Origin of the sequence: Flavobacterium sp., from assembly GCF_046155325.1 — a bacterium.
GTDB lineage: Bacteria > Bacteroidota > Bacteroidia > Flavobacteriales > Flavobacteriaceae > Flavobacterium.
The window spans coordinates 1-22,113 of the sequence record NZ_JBJXDQ010000164.1 but is presented as its reverse complement, the minus strand read 5'-3'; the positions used below and the strand labels follow the sequence as shown (position 1 = coordinate 22,113).

Annotated in this window: 20 protein-coding genes; 12 read left to right on the top strand and 8 right to left on the bottom strand. The window is 32.6% G+C overall.

Features of this window, described 5'->3' with window-relative positions; genetic code table 11:
* Positions 1-1,504: hypothetical protein (locus tag ACKVOD_RS11570; protein ID WP_409209627.1), on the bottom strand; the 1,504-nt coding region annotated here is incomplete at its 3' end.
* A gap of 832 nt (positions 1,505-2,336) precedes the next feature.
* Between ACKVOD_RS11570 and ACKVOD_RS11565 the strand changes: the two genes are divergently transcribed.
* Together ACKVOD_RS11565 and purU are read left to right on the top strand one after the other, a co-directional pair.
* Positions 2,337-3,044 carry a DUF4197 domain-containing protein gene (locus tag ACKVOD_RS11565; protein WP_409209626.1) on the top strand — a complete coding sequence of 236 codons (708 nt, stop codon included), beginning with the start codon at positions 2,337-2,339 and terminating at the stop codon, positions 3,042-3,044.
* Between the two features lie 44 nt (positions 3,045-3,088).
* Positions 3,089-3,943: a formyltetrahydrofolate deformylase gene (gene purU, locus ACKVOD_RS11560; RefSeq protein ID WP_409209625.1), complete on the top strand. Its 855-nt coding sequence runs from the start codon at positions 3,089-3,091 to the stop codon at positions 3,941-3,943.
* 147 nt (positions 3,944-4,090) lie between these two features.
* Here purU and ACKVOD_RS11555 read toward each other — a convergent pair whose 3' ends face one another.
* The 4 genes from ACKVOD_RS11555 to prfA form a co-directional block, all read right to left on the bottom strand.
* Entirely contained in the window at positions 4,091-4,876 is a 786-nt protein-coding gene (locus tag ACKVOD_RS11555; protein WP_409209624.1) for an alpha/beta fold hydrolase, read from the bottom strand.
* Positions 4,873-5,706 (bottom strand): orotidine-5'-phosphate decarboxylase, encoded by an 834-nt coding sequence (gene pyrF, locus ACKVOD_RS11550; protein WP_409209623.1) that lies wholly within the window; start codon positions 5,704-5,706, stop codon positions 4,873-4,875. Before pyrF ends, ACKVOD_RS11555 begins: the two co-directional genes overlap by 4 nt.
* Before the next feature lie 133 nt (positions 5,707-5,839).
* On the bottom strand, positions 5,840-7,984 hold the full coding sequence (locus ACKVOD_RS11545) for a DUF5723 family protein (RefSeq protein WP_409209622.1): 2,145 nt from the start codon (positions 7,982-7,984) through the stop codon (positions 5,840-5,842).
* Positions 7,985-8,114: 130 nt separating this feature from the next.
* The gene (gene prfA, locus ACKVOD_RS11540; RefSeq protein ID WP_409209621.1) at positions 8,115-9,191 is read right to left on the bottom strand and encodes a peptide chain release factor 1; all 1,077 of its coding nucleotides are present in this window, start codon (positions 9,189-9,191) and stop codon (positions 8,115-8,117) included.
* A 128-nt stretch (positions 9,192-9,319) separates the two neighbouring features.
* Between prfA and ACKVOD_RS11535 the strand changes: the two genes are divergently transcribed.
* The 4 genes from ACKVOD_RS11535 to ACKVOD_RS11520 all read left to right on the top strand — a co-directional run bounded on the left by ACKVOD_RS11535 (position 9,320) and on the right by ACKVOD_RS11520 (position 11,663).
* Positions 9,320-9,937, top strand: coding sequence for a GDSL-type esterase/lipase family protein (locus ACKVOD_RS11535; RefSeq protein ID WP_409209620.1), 618 nt, complete (start codon positions 9,320-9,322; stop codon positions 9,935-9,937).
* Between the two features lie 36 nt (positions 9,938-9,973).
* Complete coding sequence (locus tag ACKVOD_RS11530) at positions 9,974-10,702, top strand: esterase family protein (RefSeq protein WP_409209619.1); 729 nt, start codon at positions 9,974-9,976, stop codon at positions 10,700-10,702.
* 46 nt (positions 10,703-10,748) lie between these two features.
* Positions 10,749-11,225, top strand: coding sequence for a DUF6265 family protein (locus tag ACKVOD_RS11525; protein WP_409209618.1), 477 nt, complete (start codon positions 10,749-10,751; stop codon positions 11,223-11,225).
* Between the two features lie 147 nt (positions 11,226-11,372).
* Positions 11,373-11,663, top strand: a complete 291-nt coding sequence (locus tag ACKVOD_RS11520; protein ID WP_409209617.1) for a c-type cytochrome — start codon at positions 11,373-11,375, stop codon at positions 11,661-11,663.
* 120 nt (positions 11,664-11,783) lie between these two features.
* Here ACKVOD_RS11520 and ACKVOD_RS11515 read toward each other — a convergent pair whose 3' ends face one another.
* The gene (locus tag ACKVOD_RS11515; RefSeq protein WP_409209616.1) at positions 11,784-14,417 is read right to left on the bottom strand and encodes a valine--tRNA ligase; all 2,634 of its coding nucleotides are present in this window, start codon (positions 14,415-14,417) and stop codon (positions 11,784-11,786) included.
* Positions 14,418-14,579: 162 nt separating this feature from the next.
* Between ACKVOD_RS11515 and ACKVOD_RS11510 the strand changes: the two genes are divergently transcribed.
* Positions 14,580-14,972: a DUF1573 domain-containing protein gene (locus tag ACKVOD_RS11510; RefSeq protein ID WP_409209615.1), complete on the top strand. Its 393-nt coding sequence runs from the start codon at positions 14,580-14,582 to the stop codon at positions 14,970-14,972.
* Positions 14,973-15,026: 54 nt separating this feature from the next.
* On the opposite strand, the gene ACKVOD_RS11505 is transcribed toward ACKVOD_RS11510, so the two are convergent.
* On the bottom strand, positions 15,027-16,355 hold the full coding sequence (locus tag ACKVOD_RS11505; RefSeq protein ID WP_409209614.1) for a PDZ domain-containing protein: 1,329 nt from the start codon (positions 16,353-16,355) through the stop codon (positions 15,027-15,029).
* Positions 16,356-16,480: 125 nt separating this feature from the next.
* On the opposite strand from ACKVOD_RS11505, the gene ACKVOD_RS11500 reads away from it, so the two are divergent.
* The 5 genes from ACKVOD_RS11500 to lgt all read left to right on the top strand — a co-directional run bounded on the left by ACKVOD_RS11500 (position 16,481) and on the right by lgt (position 21,405).
* A complete protein-coding gene (locus tag ACKVOD_RS11500; protein ID WP_409209613.1) occupies positions 16,481-17,707 on the top strand; it encodes a pyridoxal phosphate-dependent aminotransferase in 1,227 nt (408 codons plus the stop codon).
* 99 nt (positions 17,708-17,806) lie between these two features.
* Positions 17,807-18,478 carry a GTP cyclohydrolase I FolE gene (folE, locus tag ACKVOD_RS11495; protein ID WP_409209612.1) on the top strand — a complete coding sequence of 224 codons (672 nt, stop codon included), beginning with the start codon at positions 17,807-17,809 and terminating at the stop codon, positions 18,476-18,478.
* A 69-nt stretch (positions 18,479-18,547) separates the two neighbouring features.
* On the top strand, positions 18,548-20,032 hold the full coding sequence (gene cysS, locus ACKVOD_RS11490; protein ID WP_409209611.1) for a cysteine--tRNA ligase: 1,485 nt from the start codon (positions 18,548-18,550) through the stop codon (positions 20,030-20,032).
* A 103-nt stretch (positions 20,033-20,135) separates the two neighbouring features.
* Entirely contained in the window at positions 20,136-20,417 is a 282-nt protein-coding gene (gene yidD, locus ACKVOD_RS11485; protein WP_409209610.1) for a membrane protein insertion efficiency factor YidD, read from the top strand.
* A 58-nt stretch (positions 20,418-20,475) separates the two neighbouring features.
* Positions 20,476-21,405 carry a prolipoprotein diacylglyceryl transferase gene (gene lgt / locus ACKVOD_RS11480; RefSeq protein ID WP_409209609.1) on the top strand — a complete coding sequence of 310 codons (930 nt, stop codon included), beginning with the start codon at positions 20,476-20,478 and terminating at the stop codon, positions 21,403-21,405.
* Between the two features lie 54 nt (positions 21,406-21,459).
* Here the strand turns inward: lgt and ACKVOD_RS11475 are convergent.
* Positions 21,460-22,113: T9SS type B sorting domain-containing protein (locus ACKVOD_RS11475; protein WP_409209608.1), on the bottom strand; the 654-nt coding region annotated here is incomplete at its 5' end.

Below are 22,113 nucleotides of genomic sequence, written 5' to 3'. Positions count from 1 at the left end.
TTACTCCTACTGGAACTGTCCAAGCATAAGAATAAGTTCCCGCTGGTGATGGTGTAGCGGTTATGGCTACTGCCGCATCACTCGTACATTTTGTTGGTGAGTTAACGGTTACTGTCGGATTCGCATTTACTGTCAAACTCGCCGTACAAGACCCAATAGAATTTTTCCCACTCAATGTAGTTACCAAAGTAAGTGTATAGCTACCTGGTGTATTGGATGTAACAGTTACATTCTGTGTATTTGTAGCACTTAAAGTAGCGCCAGCAGGCGATATGCTCCATAAGTAAGAATCCATTCCTGCAGGACCGCTATATGTGCCTGAAGTTCCTCCTTGGCAAATTGTGTATGAACCTGTAATGTCACAAGCAGGAGGAGGCAATAAGATATCTGCTCCTTTTAATTGGTTATCTTGAGCACCCAGTGATTTAGTATCAGCAGAAGACCAAGCACCATTCACTCCAGGTCCAAGTAAAATTTCTGAAAGTTTAAAATGGTATGGACCACCACTAATAGAAGAAGCTCCTTTGCCTATTCCATAACCAGTTCCTCCTGGTGCAATAGACTGGGCAATATGTCCTGCCATTTTTATTTGAACATCATAAGGATCTCCAGAAGTTGGTCCTGTCCAAATCAATTCATATTGGGCATATTGGTCAGCACCTGAATCATATCCTAGAAAAACAAGTGTGGCAGATGTAATTAAATTGGTAGCATTTACACCTCTTGTACCCTGAAGGGTTACTCTTCTTTTAACACCATTATCGGTTGCGGGTGGGATTGAGAAAGGAATTTTATCAAATTCAATTATACGAGCATTGACATTAGATCCTGATGAAATAGGTATTACACTAGATCCCATCGAACCAGCGAGAGTTGCTGGAATCGGGTTTGCATAACAATAAGGAATTGTAGCATAAAAAGGAGCTCTAGAACCTTTAGGACCAAGATTGCTACTTTGATTAATTGTAACAAAACCAGTAGGATAAATCACATTAGATGATTCAATAGCACCTTCGGTAGCGGATGTCGGACTATTCCCAAAAGAAGGATTTACACCACCCCACCCCATTACAAAATCATAAGCGTTAATCGATGCTTTTGAAGCCTGATGTGTAAATCGTAATCGATACGTCCCTGAACTATGGGTGGGAATACCCTCAAGCAACGTTCGTTGTAAGGTAGATTGACCTTCGTAGAAGGCTGAATTGCTTGACTGAATAATAGAACCAATCCATACAATATCTCCCTGTGTTGGATTATTGTTTGAAGACTGGCTAAAATCAACCCCTACGGATTGCGCCGTTAAAAAATTGGAAAACAAAAAAAGCACAAACAGTAAAATCAAACTGCTAATGCCTTTACCTCTCGAATGATTCGAGTACCCATCTACTTTTAGATTTTCTTTCGAAAAATCTAACTTAAAACCACTTTCTCCTGTTTTTTCAAAGGATAAATCCTTGAAACTGAAAAAGTCTGCAAAACCTGAAAGCATAATTTTTTTCATGATATGTTAGGCGTTAAATTAATTACACCATAACATTAGGAAAGCTAGAAAATTGTAGATTTTAGGGAAACTACTTTTGTAAGGTAAATAAAATGAACAATTGTTAAATAACAATTTTTTTTCTATGAAATACAGATTAAAATCGATGAAATATGTCTTTTTATAAAAAAAACAATTCAAATATTAAGAAAGTTACATGATTTGGAGAATATAACTTACTGCAAAAAGTCAATACAAGAGATTTATTAAGACATTAATTAACTTCATCTAAGTAATTTATATTTAAATAAAATAATATAAAAACTTTAACTAATTAAGTAGATTAAAATTAACTAATATTATGAAAAAAAGGAAACCAAACAAGAACAAAATCGTTAAAAAACAAATTATTATCGACTAAATGCACACATTAATACGAATAATATTATTAAATAAAATTTTATTGTAAAGCATGTAAATTAAACAGAACGAAACCTCAAGGCTAAAAAGTAAGTTTAACCCGTTGGGTGTAATTATTCAAAACATCTGTTCGAGTATTTTTTGTGTAGTAAAACGGAGCAAAACTTCTCGATACGCTTCGCTACTCGAAGTGACGTGTATCTAGAACCGTTTTTAATGAAATTTTCCTTGTTCTGTCATCCTGAGTGAAATCGAAGGACGATTTTCTAACGAAAATCACTCGAACTGACGTAAAATTATCATCAAAAACTAATTACACCCAACAGGTTAAGTTTAGTACTATATGATAAAATTTTGTCTTTATTATTGAATAAATAGTATTTTTGGCATTAAAATTCAAACAAACCGAAAACAATTTCAAAATACATCTAAAATGAAAAAAATCATCGTATTACTTTTAGCGCTTCCGCTTTCGAGTTGCGCCGAGATGCAACAAGTCATCAATCAACTTCCAGAAATACAAGGAATTGGTGGAGTTGATATTTCAGGTGGATTGAAAGAAGCACTAAACAATGGAATTTCTAAACAAGTAACAAAACTAACTGCCACTGACGGTTTTTTTAAAAACGAGGTTGTTAAAATTTTACTTCCCGAAGAATTAAAGAAAGTAGATTCAAGTTTGAGAAAAATTGGTTTAAACTCTCTTGCTGATGAAGGATTAAAAGTACTCAATCGTGCTGCTGAGGATGCTGTAAAAGAAGCAACTCCTATATTTGTGGATGCTGTGAAGAATATGTCATTTACCGATGCAAAAACAATATTGATGGGAAATGAAAATTCGGCTACCAATTATTTACAAAACACTACATCTACTGCTTTATACGGAAAATTTAATCCTGTTATTAAAAATTCGTTTACTAAAGTAGGTGCCGACAAGGTTTGGTCGAACATCATAACCAAATACAATAGCATTCCATTCGTTAAAAAAGTAAATCCTGATTTAACCGATTACACCACTAATCAAGCGATGACAGGTGTTTTTAAAATGATTGCTGTAGAAGAAAAAAATATTCGAACTAATTTAAATGCAAGAACATCGACTCTGTTACAAAAAGTTTTTGCCATGCAAGACAAAAAATAGATTTATTTTTAATACCCAAAAAACTATAGTAAAAATTAAAGTTTATGCAAAAGATTATTATACTCATACATTGTAAAGACCAAAAAGCAATTATTTCGACAGTTACCAATTACATCGCTTCAAAAGAAGGAAATATTATTTATTTAGATCAACATGTTGATGCCGATGAAAATGTGTTTTTCATGCGATTGGAATGTGAATTTAGTACCAAAAACTGGGATTTGAATGCCTTAAAATCAGATTTTGAACAACAATTAGCAAAACCGTTACAGTTAACTTGGGAAATATATACTCAAGGTGAGAAACCTAAAATGGCCTTGTTTGTATCGAAATATGATCATTGTTTGTATGACATTTTAGGACGTTACAGCTCAGGAGAATTACCTTTGGAAATTGCTGTAATCATTAGCAATCACGAAGATTTAAAACCTATTGCTGAACGTTTTTCTATTCCGTTTCATTTTGTGCCGTTTACCAAAGAAATTAAAGAAAAAGGTGAAAAAGAACAATTGGATTTATTAAATCAATACCAAATAGACTTTATTGTTTTAGCACGTTATATGCAAATCATAACTCCAAACTTGATTGCTAAATATAGAAATAACATCATCAATATTCATCATTCGTTTTTACCTGCTTTTCCAGGAGCAAAACCATATCACTCGGCCTTTAAACGGGGCGTAAAAATCATTGGGGCAACGAGTCATTATGTTACCGAAGGTTTAGATGAAGGTCCAATTATTGAGCAAGATATTGCTAGAGTATCTCATGTTAACTCAATCGAAGATTTTATTATGAAAGGGAGAGATTTAGAGCGTACCGTTTTAGCGAGAGCTATAAAACTGCATGCAGAAAGAAAAACCATGGTTTATGATAATAAAACGGTTGTATTTTATTAAAATCTTAACGTATCCCCAACAAAGTAATAACAATCATTTAACAACTAGCGAACTAAATAATTAGCACCTTTGTAATGTAATAAACTGGTTATTTATTATTTGGTTTTTGGTTAGTAAAAAGAATGCCGTCAAATTTGTCGGCATTTTTTATTTTTGGTCAGCAAGAAAAGCCAAAACAATAGTATTAAAGACAAGAGGTTGTTCAACATTAACCACATGACCAGATTCCTTCATAACAAATAATTTTGAAAATTGTGCCTGTTCCTCAACCATTAATCTCACCGAAGGTAAAAACATATAATCCTGTTCTCCCATAACATAAAGCGTTAAAATATCCAACTCAATCTTTCTAAATCGGCTTAACAAAGGATTAATTTCAGTAGTTAGTTTAAACCATTTAATAAATTCTTTTTGATCTAATTTCTTTGCTTCGTTAACAAATAATAAACGAGATTGTTTGTGGTTATTTCTAGGCATTATTACAAAAGCAAAAAATCGGTATAAGAATAAATAGGGCAAAAGATATTTAAACGTATTACCCAATTGCATTAAAATCTGAGACCGAAAGTTCATTTTAATAATAGCGCCACCAAGAACCATGCTTTGTATACGCTCGGGACTTTTATCGGCTAACTGTCTGATAATTATTGTTCCGAGGGAAATCCCAACAAAATGTGATTTTTTAATGCTAAGATGATCTAAAACCTCCAGAATATCGTTTGCAATATCCTCAAAAGTATATTTCTGTTTCCAAAGTGTTTGTGATAAATGTTTCGATCCGCCGTGTCCACGTAAATCAAGAAGCAAAACATTAAAGTGTTTTCTAAAATCCCGCAGTTGCTTAAACCAAATTGAAGAACTCCCTCCAGCCCCATGAACAAAAGTCACCCATTGAACAGTATCGTCATTTCTATAAAGGGTATAATTTATCAAATGGAACTATTGAAATTTGATTTCAAAATAAATTCCATTTCTTGCTGCATTTTCAAAGCCTCTTCCCTAGCCTTTTGAGCAAAATCGATTCCGTTTGAAGCATAAATTATGGCGCGTGAGGAATTAATCAGTAAACCAACCGTTGCATTTAAACCATATTTACAAACTTCCGAAAGACTTCCTCCCTGCGCTCCTACTCCTGGAACCAATAAAAAACTATAAGGGACAATTTTTCGAATCTCCGTGAAATATTCAGCTTTTGTAGCCCCAACTACATACATAAGATTTTCTGAGTTTTTCCAAGTTTTTGAGGTTTCCAATACCTGTCTGTACAATTCCTTTCCTCCCACATTCAAAGTTTGAAAATCATAAGCACCTTCATTGGATGTTAAGGCTAACATAATGGTATGTTTATTCTCGAAAGCTAAAAAAGGCTCTACCGAATCTTTTCCCATATAAGGGGCAACAGTCACACTATCAAAATTCAAATCTTCAAAAAATGCTTTGGCATACATCGATGAAGTATTGCCAATATCACCTCGTTTTGCATCGGCAATGGTAAAGATTTCAGGATGTTTTTCGTTAATGTAATCTATTGTTTTTTGCAAGGATTGCCAACCTTTAATTCCATTAGCTTCATAGAAAGCCGTATTGGGTTTATAGGAAACTACCAAGTCATGAGTCGCATCGATTATCTCTTTATTAAATTCGAAAATTGGGTCTTCTAATGCTAAAAGATGTTTAGGGATTTTATTCAAATCAACATCTAGACCAACGCATAGAAAAGATTTTTTAAGTTGGATTTGGCGATTTAGTTCCTCTGTAGTCATTACTGAAAAAAGTGTTTTTGAAGCAAAATTATTATAATAGCAAATCTATAAAAAAATAATCGCTTTCATTATTTTTAAAATAACAAAAGCGATTAGTTTATAGATAAAATTCTAGAGAAGTTTTTAGCTTCGGTTATTTCATTAAAATAATTTCAACTCTTCGGTTCAACTCTCTACCAGCAGCCGTTTTATTATCAGCAATTGGTTTTACTATTCCGTATCCTTCAGATGAAAGTCTATCAGCACTAATTCCATTAGAAATTAAATAGGTTTTTACAGCTGCGGCTCTATCTTTAGACAATTGAAGATTATTAGCTGCAACGCCTGTGTTATCAGTATATCCTTCAAATTTAAAATTGGCAGAACCATATTCATTCATTACTTTAACAATTTCATCTAAATTAGGTGTAGATTCTGCTTTGATGGTTGATTTACCGGAATCAAATAAAATTGATTTTGAGAAATCATTTAGTTTTTTCAATATGGCTGTATCGACAACTGGACAACCTGCATTTTCTGGGGTTCCTTTTATTATTGGACATTTATCATCTTTGTCCAGAACTGAATCTCCATCGGAATCCTCCCATGGACAGCCTATATTTTCTATTGGACCAGCAAGAGTAGGGCATTTGTCGTCTTTATCTAAAATACTATCCTTATCGGTATCCTCCCATGGACACCCTTTATTTTCTTTTGGACCGGCTACATAAACACAAGAATCATCTTTATCTAAAACAGTATCATTATCCTTATCTCCCCAAGGGCAACCTTTGTTTTCTAATGGCCCCTTCACATCTACACAGGAATCGTCTTTGTCTAAAACAGAATCTCCATCTTTATCTTCCCATGGGCATCCTTTATTTTCGATAGGGCCTGCAACTTTAGGACAAGCATCAACTTTATTATAAACTCCGTCGCCATCCGTATCTTTTAATTTCTTTTGATACACTGGAATTTTAACACCTAAATGAAAGTCCATGGCTTTAGACTCCTTAGCAAAAGCATTTGATAATGCAGATCCTGAACCAATAAAGAAAATCCCTGTTCTCAAACCAGCTCCTATTTGTGTCCCGCTATATTGCATAAATGATACTGGTACATAAAAACTGAACCCTCTTGATTCGAATCGTGGGGTCACACTAAAACGGTTTTCAATGGTATTTTGATTTAATGCTTTATTGTCTACCATGCTAAAATCGCCATTAATATTCAAATAGAATTTTTTGTACATATTCCAATCTACATCAGCATGAAAAGCTGTTGGTAATTTAGATTTAACTGTACCATTAATAACGGTCTCTTTATAAGCATCATTTAAAAATGCATCTATATTTTCAGCATTTTCAAATTCACCCACATTAAAAGAATTATTCAAATCATAACTTTTACGAATCCCTTTTTCATAATTTATAGAACCTAAATCAGTTAACGAAAATCCAAAACGAAATTTGTATTTATTCAATTCCTTGAAGTTTGAAACCTCTTTCTTGGTAGTGTCAAAATCGGGTCTCCATTCGTAAACTAGTCCTAAATCAAAACCAAAACCTTTGGATGCCGAATCAATTTCAATATCAGAATTATTTTCAAAATCTTGACTTGTACCATAAATAGCAGTACCTGTAGTGGTATACTCACTCAATAGTGGGTCTACATTTTCTTTATAATCAACAGTAATATTATTACCTTGAAAATGAGCATTGGCTACTCCTTGCAGATATTTGGCAGTAATACCTCCTTTTAAAAAATGCTGCCCTTTTTGATACAAAACTGCTGCATAAGACAAGCCAAACTCACCCCATGAATTCCCAATAAAATTTGGATTCCCTAGAGTATAATTAAAGTCATTTTTATCATCTTCCTTCGATAGTTCGTTAATTAAATCCCCCTTAACTCCGCCTAAATTAACAAATGCTCTAGCTCTTGTAAAAACTGCCAAAGACTGTTTAGGAGTAATGTTAAACATAAAAGCTGGCCCCATTAAATCTAGATTCATAATGACATTGTTCGAATCTGTAAATGATTTTTTGGCTTGAGCATCAAAATCATAACCTGATTTAAAAGCATCGGAAAAACTGACAGCATATATATCATTTCCAACAGCTGTACTAAAGGAAAATAAATTAATATCAGTTTTAAATCGAGAATCTACTATAGAAGCTGGATTAAACAAAACACCCTGAACACCAGCATAATTATCATGGTAAAAACCAAGATAAGACTGTGCATTTACTGTAATAAAACTTGTGAAAACAAGAATAATTAGTACTGTTTTTTTCATGAAATTGAATTTAAATTAATAATTTATATTTTCTAACTTTATAGTACTTCCAAAAGTACTACAAAAAATAACAAAAAAAATCCCTATAAATAGGGATTTTATTAAATAAAATTTTAAAATCTAATAGATATTAAAAACCCTCACTTGCTTCTTTCAACTTCTCCATATTATTTACCAATTGTAATTCATCAATCAATTTTTGAATTTTACCATTCATTACACCGTCCATATCGAAGACATCTATACCAACCCTATGATCCGTAACACGTCCTTGCGAATAATTATAGGTGCGTATTTTTGCGGAACGGTCTCCAGAACTCACTTGTGACGTACGTTTTATAGCATCTTCAGCTTGTTTTTTGGCTAATTCTTGTTCGTATAAACGAGAACGCAAAACACCAAATGCTTTGTCTTTATTCTTATGTTGTGATTTTTGATCCTGACATTGCGCCACTAAACCCGTAGGAATGTGCGTCAAACGAACTGCTGATTTCGTAGTATTTACCGATTGTCCGCCTGGGCCTGACGAACAGAAAAAATCCACACGAACATCATTCATATCAATTTGAACGTCAAATTCTTCGGCTTCTGGAAGCACCATAACCGTTGCAGCAGAAGTATGCACACGCCCTTGCGTTTCAGTCTGTGGAACACGTTGAACTCGGTGAACTCCAGCTTCGAACTTCAAAGTTCCGTAAACATCATCGCCCGTAACTTCAAAAATCACCTCTTTGAAACCGCCTGATGTTCCTTCGTTCATATCGACAACAGATGTTCTCCAACCTCTATTTTCACAATACTTGGTGTACATTCTAAACAAATCTCCAGCAAAAATACTGGCTTCATCGCCACCAGTTCCGGCACGAATTTCGACCATTACATTCTTAGCATCTTCGGCGTCTTTAGGGATCAACATAAACTTGATTTCATCCTCTAGTTCCGGTAATCTGTCCTTAGCTTCATCGAGTTGCATCTTAGCCATTTCGGTCATATCAGCATCGCTTCCGTCAGCAATTATCTCATTAGCTTCATCAATATTAGCCATCAAAATAACATATTCATCTCGCTTTTCGGACAAAGCTTTCAGTCCTTTATATTCTTGATTCAACTGGACATAACGCTTCTGGTCTGAAATCACATCAGGTTGAATTATTAAATCGGATATTTCGTCGAACCGCTGTTTTACTATTTGAAGTCTATCTAACATATTCTTATTTCCATTTATAATCGGAATGCAAATTTACAAAAAACAATTCATTTTCCATTTTCTTTTGTTTCATGTTCGATATTTATATTAAAACTTTATATTTGGATATAATTTAAAAAGAGGAAGGCGTGTTTTGGTACCATAATGATTTAGAACGATTAGAAAAAGAAATAATAGCATTAGAATACAATCCAAAAATGGTTTTTTATGGCAGTTCTACATTTACTTTATGGAGAGAATTAGAAAGTAGTTTTAAAGAATATGACCCCATTAATTTAGGCTTTGGCGGTTCTACATTAGCAGCATGCACTTGGTTTTTTGATCGTGTTTTCAAAAACATAAAAGATGTTGAAGCCATCGTAATTTATGCAGGCGATAATGATCTAGGAGAAGGAAGGCATCCCGAAGAAGTGGTTTTATATTTAGAAAATTTATTAGCTAAAATTAGAGCTAAATATGGTAACATTTCCGTTACTTATATCTCAATAAAACCAAGCGTTAGCCGTTGGCATTTGGCAGGAAGTATTCGATTTACAAACAGTTCTATTGAAAAATTAATAGCTAATGATAAATATTGTCATTATGTGAATATTTATGACTTGATGTTGGATAAAAAGGGAACTCCAAAAGCGGAATATTTTACCGAAGACGGGCTTCACCTAACGAAATTAGGCTATAAATTATGGTTAAATGTTTTAAAAAAATACTCAGGAATTTTTCCACAAAAAGAACTTCAAAAAAGTTAAAAAATTGATATTTATCCACATTGAAAAAGCATTTTCATGAAAAGAGAATATCACAAATGGTATAGTCCCAATCTTGAAAAAGATATGGAGCTTCTTATATTTGGTCATGCGGGTGCAAAAGTTTTATTTTTTCCACCGCGAATGGGGCGTTTTTTTGATTATGAAGATTGGAAAATTGTTGCCGCTTTAGAACATAAAATCACAAATGGTGAATTACAACTATTTTGTGTTGATAGTGTAGATTTAGAATCATTCTATAACAGTTTTAGTCACCCTGGATATCGAATTTACAGGCATATTCAATACGAAAAATATGTGCTTCGAGAAGTACTTCCATTGGCAAATTTAATTAACGAAAACCCCAATATTATTTCTGCTGGTTGTAGTTTAGGAGCCTATCATGCTGTGAATGTTGCCATGCGTCATCCTCATTTGTTTTGTAAAGTGGTGGGAATGAGCGGACGTTATGATTTGACTAAGTCCAAAGGCTATTTTCCAGATTTATTGAGTGGTTATCATAATGATTTTGTGTATTTTAATATGCCCAATCAATTTTTAAAAAACATAGAAGATCCTGAATTAATTCATCAGTTAAACAAAATGGATATTATTTTAGCCATCGGAAATGACGATCCATTTTTAGACAGTAATTTCCAACTTGGCGATATATTAAATGAAAAAGAAATTTCTTATGAATTGCATCAATGGGATGAAGAAGCACATAAAGCAAGGTATTGGCGAAAAATGGTTGCTATTTATTTATGATTTAAAATTGAGCAACCCCAAAAAACAAAAATTTTTATTTACTATTATGACATCTAAAAGTTTACTGTTATTTCTATTAATTCTTTTGATTTTTGCTTGTGAAAATTCAAATAAGAATGCTATACTAAAAAAATCCAATTGGCTTATCGGAAAATGGGAACGAAATTCAGCTAAAGGAAATCTTAAAGAAATTTGGAAGCCAAAAAATGATAGTACTTTTATAGGCGAAAGTTATTTTATCAAAGGAAAAGACACTTTGCATTTTGAAAATATACAAATACAACAAACAGCAGAAGATTTAGCTTATATTTCTACCATAATGGGTCAAAACAAAGACAAACCTATAACTTTCATTCAAAACAAAGAAGAAGAAAAACAATTGGTTTTTGAAAATTTAACCAATGATTATCCCCAAAAAATAACGTATTCAAAGATTTCAAAAGATAGAATTATGATTCAAATTTCTGGAATTCAACAAGGTAAACTAAGTTCTGATCGTTATATTTTGAAGAAAATAAATTAAAAAATATGCATATCCCGATAATACCCTAAGTTCAAATATTTTATTGTTTTGACCACAGATAAAAATCCTGTGGGCATAAATGGCTTAAATACCGAAGAATTCACTAAATTTAAAATGCGATTAATCTTTCCTTACGAGTTTTAAATTATGCGAAAAATAATTCTTTTTTTTTTGACACTATTGGTATTTTCTTGTGCTAAACCATTATTATACACCCCTACTGAAAACTCAACAACAATTTTGCTAGTTGATTTAAAAAAAGGCCGAGATCTCTATATAAATAGTTGTGCCAGTTGCCACCAACTCTATGCACCAAGCAAGTTTACCGAAAAAGAATGGGAAGCAAACATAAACAGAATGCAACCTAAGTCAAAAATAACCGATGGGGAGAAACAATTAATTTATCAGTATATTACCAGTGAACCCAAAAATAACTAGCCTAATTGTTATTGTAAATCCGAATTCTCAAGGATTTATGCGTGGCCAAAAAAATATAAAAAGCAAACCCGAATTGTTCTAAAACAATTCGGGTTTTGAAATTTATAAGTCAATAGAATATTACTTCAATCCTGCCAAACTATGCTCGATAGTTTCAATTTTAGCTAAGGCGTCCGCTTCTTTTTTGCGTTCATTATCAATAATTTCGGATTTGGCATTGGCGACAAACTTTTCATTCAATAATTTTATTTGAACTGATTTCAAGAAGCCTTTTATGTAATTGAGCTCTTCGTTTAGTTTAGCTATTTCAGATGCTACATCAATATTTCCCGTAATCGGAATAAAATATTCATTTGATTTTACACGAAAAGACAAAGCACCTTCTACCTTATCCGAAACATAGCCTAGCGTAGTGATATTTCCTAATTTAGTAATCACGGCATCAAAATAAGTCGACGCTTTATCATTGTTTACCACCTTGAATTCAATAGTATCTTTAAACGGAATGTTCTTGTCTTTTCGAATGGTTCTTATTCCAGAAATTACTTCGATGGTGTTTTCGAAATCCAAAATTAACTGGGCGTTGAACGTTTTTATTTCGGGCCAAGTGGAAACAATTAACGCTTCTTCTGGTGTTCTTTCTTCTAATAGCTGCCAAATTTCCTCGGTTAAAAATGGCATAAATGGATGCAATAATTTCATGTTGTTTTCCAACATTTCTATGGCTTTTGCCATAGTTGCGCTATCAATAGGTTGTTGGTAAGCAGGTTTTATCATTTCGAGAAACCAAGAACAGAAATCATCCCAAACTAATTTGTAAATTCCCATTAAAGCTTCTGAAATTCGGTATTTCTCGAAATTGTCTTCAATTTCTAATAAGGTTTGTTGCAATTTGGCTTCGTACCATTCTATCGCCACTTTAGAAGATTCGGGTTGTGCAATTGCCTCGCTTACCTCCCAGCCTTTTATCAATTTAAAGGCATTCCATATTTTATTGGTGAATCCTTTTCCTTGGTTACACAATTCTTCGTCAAACATGATATCGTTTCCAGCAGAAGCACTCAGTAATAAGCCTACACGAACGCCATCGGCACCAAACTTTTCTATTAATTCTAACGGTTCAGGCGAATTCCCTAAGGATTTCGACATCTTACGTCTTTGTTTATCTCTAACTAGTCCGGTTAAATACACATTCGTAAATGGTTTTTTACCAGTATATTCATAACCTGCAATAATCATTCGCGCCACCCAGAAAAATAAAATATCTGGTCCTGTAACCAAATCATTCGTTGGGTAATAATATTTAAAATCTTCATTTTCTGGATCCAAAACACCTCCAAAAACCGACATTGGCCATAACCAAGACGAAAACCACGTATCGAGAGCGTCAACATCTTGCTTTAAGTTGGAAGTTAGAAGTTGGGAGTTGGAAGTTTTTGCTTTGGCTAAAACTAAAGCTTCCTCAATATTTTCGGCAACAACAAAATCTTCTTTTCCGTCGCCATAGAAATAAGCAGGAATTTGTTGTCCCCACCACAATTGACGAGAGATATTCCAATCGCGAATATTGTTTAACCAATGGGCATAGGTATTATTAAAACGATTTGGGTGCAATTTAATATCGCCATCAACCAAAACAGATTTAATTGCTGGTTTAACTAATTCATCCATTTTCAAGAACCATTGATCAGACAAACGCGGTTCGATAACTGCTTTCGTTCTTTCGGAAGTTCCTACGTTATTGATATGATTTTCAATTTTAGAAATCGCTCCTAATGTTTCTAACTCTTTCGATATTTCTTTACGAACTACAAAACGATCTTTACCTTGATAATGCAATCCGAAACTATTTAGAGTGGCATCTTCATTAAAAATGTCAATGATCTCCAAATTATGTTTTTCGCCCAAAGCTTTGTCATTCATATCATGCGCCGGAGTCACTTTTAGGCAGCCAGTTCCGAATTCTAAATCGACATATTCGTCTTCGATAATAGGAATGATTCTTCCCGAAATTGGAATAATCGCTTTTTTACCTTTTAGATGTGTATGACGTTCATCGTTTGGATTGATACAAATAGCAGTATCACCAAAAATAGTTTCGGGACGTGTTGTAGCCACAGTTAGGAAATCTTCGCTTCCTTCTATTTTGTATTTGATAAAATATAATTTTCCTTGTTGCTCTTCATAAATAACTTCTTCATCAGACAAAGTAGTTTTGGCTTCGGGATCCCAGTTTACCATTCGATACCCTCTATAAATCATCCCTTTGTTGTATAAATCAACGAATGATTTTATTACAGATGCCGACATATCCTCGTCCATAGTAAACTTGGTTCTGTCCCAATCACACGAACACCCCAATTGCTTTAATTGTTCTAGAATAGTTCCACCATATTTATCGGTCCAGTCGTAGGCATGTTTCAAAAATTCTTGGCGAGTTAAATCTGATTTGTTAATTCCCTCTGACTTTAATTTAGCCACTACTTTAGCTTCTGTTGCAATAGAAGCATGATCAGTTCCAGGAACCCAACAAGCGTTGAAACCTTTAAGACGCGCTCTTCGAATCAAAACATCCTGAATGGTATTGTTCAACATATGTCCCATATGCAAAACTCCCGTTACATTAGGGGGCGGGATTACAATAGTATAGGGTGTACGATGATCTGGCTTTGAATGAAAATAATTGTTTTTCATCCAATAGGCATACCACTTATTTTCGATGGTTTTAGCATCAAATTGTGCTGGGATTATCATAAATTTCAACTGTTACAACCATGGCATAGCTATGGTCTGATTTTTGTGATTAAAATTGATAGCAAAAGTAAATAATTAAGTACACTATAAAAAGAGAAATAATTAATTGTACTATAAATAAAAACAAAGTACATTTACTTATCAAATTTAAATAAAACTAAGATGAAAAAAATAGCAACAATACTAGTTTTTGTATTTATTTGCAGTTTAGGTTTTTCACAAAATAGTCCGAAAATCGAATTTAAATTAGCTGAAAACATCCTAAACTATGGCAACACCTCCAAAAAAACGGATAATGGTATTCGAACTTTCGAATTCACAAATATTGGTGATGCACCATTAATTATAAAAAATGTGTTTTCTACTAGTGAATTTACTTTCCCAATCAAACCAACCGAACCAATTTTGCCAGGAAAAACAGGAAAAATTGAAATTAAATACAATATGATTCCTGGTCCCATTAGAAAAACAATTATTATTGAATCGAATGCTACAAATTATGAAAACGGAATAATTGTTTTAAAAGTAAAAGGTATAGTTATCGCTGATAGCTAACTAAAACTATTAAATTAATTTCGCTTCTTGGTTTACATCATGAAGCATTTTTTTTTACAATTCATTTTGGATAAATAGTTTAAAAACCAATGTAATTCCAGCTCTATCTACTTCAATATACAACCATTTATCTTCCTCAGGTCTTAATAGTAAATTAATTCTATTCAATGAATATTGATAAGCAGACATACCATTTATGCTTATGATGACATCCTCTTTTTTAAGTCCAATAGTATCTGCTTGAGAATTTTTTCGAATATTTGAAATAATATAAACAGGCTTTAATTCTAATTTATATTTAAAATCATTAGAGAAGACATCGTTTTGTTTTTCGAGATTTCGTTGATTTACAACAGTATTCTCTAATCGAATCGTTTCATTAACCCATTGATAACCATTATGCTGAATTTCAATTCCGCTTTTATTATAGTTAAATGGGTAATTATAATTATTGTTTTTCTTCAAATACATTACGCGATTCGAGTAGTCAAAAACAATAGTAAATCTTCTTAAAATTTCAGAACCAATGGATCCCGAACGATTAACCGCCATTTTTACATTCTTTGTAGAACTTGAATCTGGAAAAGCTACAATTGGATTATTAAACTCAAAATTAGAAATGCTAAATTTTGAAATTAAAGCTCTTTTACCATATACTTCACCGCTAAATCCTTGCCCTAAAAAATCATCGAAGTTTTTTGAAGGAGGTTCAATTTTTTTGATTGCATTTTGAAAAAGCCATACGGCATCACTATTACCAATATCAATTAACAACTTTACTGGAATATTGTTATTGTCAATAAACACATTTCCTTCAACATAGGGCTTTGACTTTTCTATAGTAATAGGTACTTCAACAAACTTTTTTTCAATTTTTATTCTATTTTCATTATTTGGAGCGTACACAAAAATCTTTTTTCTGATGTAATTTATTTCTATCAAATTATTTTTAAAAAAATTACTGCCAATTATTCCATTTACAGGTATCCCAACATGAGAAGAAATATTAAATTTTTGATCTAAAACAATGTATAAAATATGATTCATTAATTTTAGTCCATGAGTTTCCAAAATATTATTGGTTGATTTTAATCCTTCAATAGATTCGGAACTTCCTAAACCCTTTAATGTTATTTTTTCGACATTATTAAAATTGACGTTTTGTTTATCATCCATACTAAACAAAATCGTTTCCTCAACCCCTGAATCTAATAAAAAATTTAATTCTACACTGTTAACTTTAAGAGGAATGAAAATTAAATTATTGATAAACTTAAAAGGAATGCCCACTTTTTTTAAATCTTTTTCTAAAACAAAACCATTTTGTCCAAAAAGAGGAAGAACAGCAAGGCAGAAAAAAAATAAACGAGCCGTTTTAATCATAGTGAATGTTTTGTATAAAAATAGTGAAAAAAATTCATTTTCATTTTTAAATAAAACTACAAATTAGACTATATAATTCATTAAATTAGGAAAAAAAATTGCAAATTTGCATCAAATTTATAAATATGCCTAAAATTTCTATCAGAGGTCGAAGAATGCCTGAATCGCCAATTCGAAAATTGGCTCCTTATGCAGAAATGGCTAAAAAGATGGGTCGAAAAGTATATCATTTAAACATTGGTCAACCTGATATTAAAAGCCCTGAAAAAGCTATCGAAGCCATAAAAAATATTAATTTAGATATTATTGAATACGGACCCTCAGCTGGTTATGAAAGTTACCGAAAAAAATTAGCTCAGTTTTACATCAAACAAGAGGTAAACGTTAGTTTTGAAAATATAATGATTACTACTGGTGGATCAGAAGCGCTATTGTTTGCACTTGGAAGTATTATGGACCCGGGAGATGAAGTCATTATTCCTGAGCCTTTTTATGCTAACTACCATGCTTTCTCTGAAGAATCAAGTGCTACTGTAGTTCCTGTAATTTCAAATATAGAAAGTGGTTTTACACTTCCTACAATCGAAGAGTTTGAAAAAGCTATTACATCAAAAACTAAGGCTATCTTAATTTGCAACCCAAATAATCCGACAGGTTATTTATATTCTGAATCAGAAATTAACCAATTAGGAGATTTGGTAAAAAAGCATGATTTGTTTTTAATCGCTGATGAAGTATACCGAGAGTTTATTTATGACTTGAGAGACAAGCATTTTTCGGTAATGAACCTGAAAGGGATTGAACAAAATGTAATCATGATTGATTCGGTTTCTAAAAGATATAGTATGTGTGGTGCGCGAATTGGTTGTATGGTCTCCAAAAACAAAGAGGTTATTGCTACGGCTATGAAATTTGCTCAAGCTCGTTTATGCCCTCCTACCATAGAACAAATCGCTTGTGAGGCAGCAATAGACACTCCACAAAGTTATTTTGACGAAGTAATTTCAGAATATAAAGAGCGAAGAGATACTCTCATTACCGAGTTAAATAAAATAGATGGCGTAATCGTTACAACACCTAAAGCAGCTTTTTACTGCATTGCACAACTACCTGTAGAAAATACAGATGATTTTGCGCAATGGTTATTAGAAAGCTATGAGTTAAATGGTGAGACTGTTATGGTTGCTCCTGCTGGAGGATTTTATTCTACTCCAGGCGTTGGATTAAATCAAATTAGAATTGCTTATGTCTTGAAAAAAGATGATTTAAAGCGTGCTGTAGGTATTTTAAAAGAAGCTTTAAACGCCTATAAATTTATAAAAACCACCAAAATTAAAGTACAAATTGATTAAACAAAGACTTGATTTAATTCGCAAACAAATTAATTTCTTTAATTTTTAATAATTATCTTTGCAACCTAAATTTAATCACAAAATAACTGCAACTTTTTAATGATAAACAACGAAGAATTTCAAGACGAAATAGGAGACAATCATATTAGTACATCTGCAAATAATCCAGTAAGAGAAGATGCTTTTGAAATTAGTGATGAGGATAAAATAGAAAAAATAAAAAAAGATGTCGAAAATATTCTGAACACTCTCGGAATGGATTTGACAGATGATAGTATGAAAGGCACTCCTAATCGTGTGGCTAAAATGTTTGTAAAGGAAATTTTCAGTGGGTTAAATCCAAACCGAAAACCAAAGGCTTCTACTTTTGAAAATAATTACAAATATGGTGAAATGTTGGTTGAAAAAAACATTACACTCTATTCTACTTGTGAACATCACTTACTACCAATCATTGGAAAAGCCCATGTTGCTTATATCTCAAATGGTAAAGTAATTGGTTTGTCAAAAATCAATCGAATTGTTGAATATTATGCCAAAAGACCGCAGGTTCAAGAGCGTTTAACGATGCAAATTGTTCAAGAGCTTCAAATCGCACTGAACACAAAAGATGTTGCCTGCATTATCGATGCAAAACACCTTTGTGTCAATTCAAGAGGAATAAAAGATATAGAAAGTAGTACCGTAACTTCTGAATTTGGAGGGAAATTCAAAAACGAACAAACTCGCAGAGAATTATTAGACTATATTAAACTAGAAACGAAGTTTTAAGTTATTTTTATTGATTTTTTTTAAATTGAATCAATTAAAAACATTCAAATAAATAAACTACAAGCAACAATGCCCTTATACAAGAACCAAACTTTAAAAATATACAACACTCTTTCGGGTGATAAAGAGATTTTCACTCCAATACATGATGGAAATATTGGCATGTATGTTTGTGGTCCAACAGTATATAGTAATGTGCATTTAGGTAATTTAAGGACATTTATGTCTTTTGATGTAATTTTCAGATACTTTTTATATCTAGGGTATAAAACACGATATGTTAGAAATATTACCGACGCTGGACATTTGACAGATGATGGAAATATTGAAAATGACCGTTTTGTAAAACAATCGCGATTAGAGAAATTGGAACCCATGGAAGTTGTTCAAAAATACACTGTGGATTTTCATCAGGTTTTAGAAAAATTTAATTTTTTACCACCAACTATCGAGCCAACTGCTACTGGGCATATTATTGAGCAAATAGAATTAATTGAAAAATTAATTGCCGATGGTTTTGCATACGAAACGCAAGGTTCTGTCTATTTTGATGTTTTTGAATACAATAAAAGAGGATTGAATTATGGCGAATTAAGCAATCGAAATGTTGATGAATTATTTGCTAATACCAGAGATTTAGACGGTCAAAACGAAAAGAAAAATTCACAAGATTTTGCACTTTGGAAAAATGCTTCACCAGCACATATTATGCGTTGGAAATCACCTTGGGGTGAAGGATTCCCTGGCTGGCACTTAGAGTGTACTGCTATGAGTACTAAATATTTAGGCGAAAGATTTGATATACATGGAGGTGGTATGGATTTGAAATTTCCACATCATGAATGCGAAGTTGCTCAAGGAAAAGCTTGTAATGGCACTACTCCAGTAAATACCTGGATGCATACCAACATGCTTACAATGAATGGTTTAAGGATGAGTAAATCGACTGGTAATTATATATTACCGATGGAATTGATTTCAGGAAAAAACAGTTTTTTTGAAAAGAAATTTCAACCTAATGTAGTTCGTTTTTGTTTCTTACAAGCTCACTATCGCAGTGTTCTTGATATTTCAAACGAAGCAATGCTCGCTAGCGAAAAAGGATTTTTCCGTTTGCTTGAGGGTGTGAAATTACTTGAAAATATCCCCTCAAATACTACCAGTTCATTTTCTGTAGCAGATTGGTCACAAAGTTGCCATGACGCTATGAATGACGATTTTAATACCCCCATTTTAATAGCTAATTTATTTGAAGGTATTAAATATGTAAACCTTATTAATGATGGTAATGAGACAATTACAGCAAAAGATTTAGATTTATTTACCCAAACATTACATTCGTTTTTATTTGATATTTTAGGTTTAAAAAATGAAAAAGATACTCAACATAATAACGAAAAATTAGAAGGTGTAGTAAATCTGTTAATTAAAATGCGAATGGAAGCCAGAGCAAATAAAGATTTTGCTATGTCCGATCAAATTCGCGATCAACTGATTGAACTTGGAATTCAATTGAAAGATGGCAAAGAAGGAACTACTTTTACAATTCAGTAAAAACGGATTGAAATATTTCAGAAAGCTTAAAATCAAATGTAAAACCTGATTTAGTTGGAGTGAAAATGCTAAATAAAATTACTGGAAGCTAATACTATCAATTATGCTATCAAAAATGATGACTTTCCCATTTATCCTTTTAGTCCGTTTTTATCAAAATGCGATTTCTCCATTTACTCATTCTAGTTGTAGATTCGAACCCACTTGTTCGAGTTATATGATTGAAGCACTTCAAAAACATGGTTTAATTCTTGGGGGTTTTCTTGGATTAAAACGAATATTGAGTTGTCACCCTTGGGGTAAAAAGGGTTATGACCCAGTTCCTCCGAACGTTAAAGAAGTTACAAAGGAAAGAAAACAAAATCCGAATAAGGATATGAATTAATATTTATATTGACTTTCAAATCAAAAAAAATGTATTTTTACAATAAAATTTATTTAAAATGACAAACGCTTTAAACTTAGTTTGGAATCCACCAACAGGCATTGATTTAGGTTTTTTTGTAATTCGGTTTTACAGCCTCATGTTTGTAATCGCTTTTGGTTTGGGGTGGTATATCATGAAAAACATATTCGAACGTGAAAACGAATCTCTTGAAAAACTAGATTCTCTTTTTATTTGGACAGTTTTAGCCACTTTGATTGGAGCTCGTTTGGGTCATGTTTTGTTTTATGATTGGGAATATTATCGCAATCATCTTTTAGAAATATTTTTACCGTTCCGATTTAGTCCCAATTTTGAATTCACTGGTTTTCAAGGGCTGGCCAGTCATGGAGCTGCCATTTCCATTATTATTACTATGTATTATTTCAGTAAAAACATAATGAAAAAATCCCAGTTATGGATGTTGGATCGGATAGTCATTCCGGTAGCTAGTGGAGCAATTTTTGTGAGACTTGGTAATTTTTTCAATTCAGAAATCGTAGGTAAAGAAACCGAATCTCCACTTGGAATAAAATTTATTAAAGATCATTTTAGCGCCAATGATGCTGTTAATGAGACTCAAATAACCAATTCAAAAGAGGCCTATCACGCCATTGCAACAAACCCAAAGTTTGCAGATTTACTACAACAAGTACCTGCAAAACATCCAGCCCAACTATACGAAGCGTTTTGTTATATTTTTGTCTTTGCAATATTATTTTTCTTATATTGGAAAACGAGTGTGAGAGAAAAAACTGGCTTTCTATTTGGTCTTTTTTTAGTTATGCTTTGGTCAGTTCGATTTGTAGTAGAATATGTAAAAGAAAGTCAAGGTGGCTTTGAAAGTGCGTTAGGTTTACTTTCTACTGGACAATGGCTTAGTATTCCTTTCATACTAATCGGATTATACTATGTCATTACTGCTCAGGAACCCCTACATCATTCTTAAAAACAATAAGCCTATAATACGCTAAATACTTCTGAATTAGAAGTCTTTAGCGTATTATCTTTTTAATGTAAAATGAGATTTCAATTTCTTTGTAATTAAGTTTTCTATATAATCTACTGTAAACCAGTAATCATCAGCTGGCATTTGCACTCCTAAATAGGTTCCATCCCAACCTTGTCCATCTGGGCTTATTTCTTTCAAAAGTTTGCCGTAGCGATCAAAAATGTATATTTTAAAAATCATATTAGTAAGATCAGAAATTTTCCAGGTGTCATTAAAACCATCACTATTAGGGGTAAAGAATTTAGGGTAATTCATTACAATAATATCATTTTCTGTTATGGAAGCACTACAGCCATTTGCATCACTCACAGTAATTGAATGTACTCCAGAGAAAACATTTTCAAAAACAGGACTAGTTTGTAATGGACCAAAATCTAGTTGATATAAATAGTTACGAGGTGCCAATGCTGTTACTTCTATAATTTGATTTTCAGTAAAAGCCCCAGAAACAGTATAACTAACAGTTATCAAAGTATTAGATGGATTAACTGTGATTACAATTGGTGAAGGTGCAATAGCGCATTGCCCAGAATCTGGAGTAAAAGTATATGATTCTGATCCTACAATCGAGGTGTCAATAGCTGTTATCGGATCAACTGTTAGTGTTGACCAATATCCTGTAATCGGTGGACTATCATTAGAGTC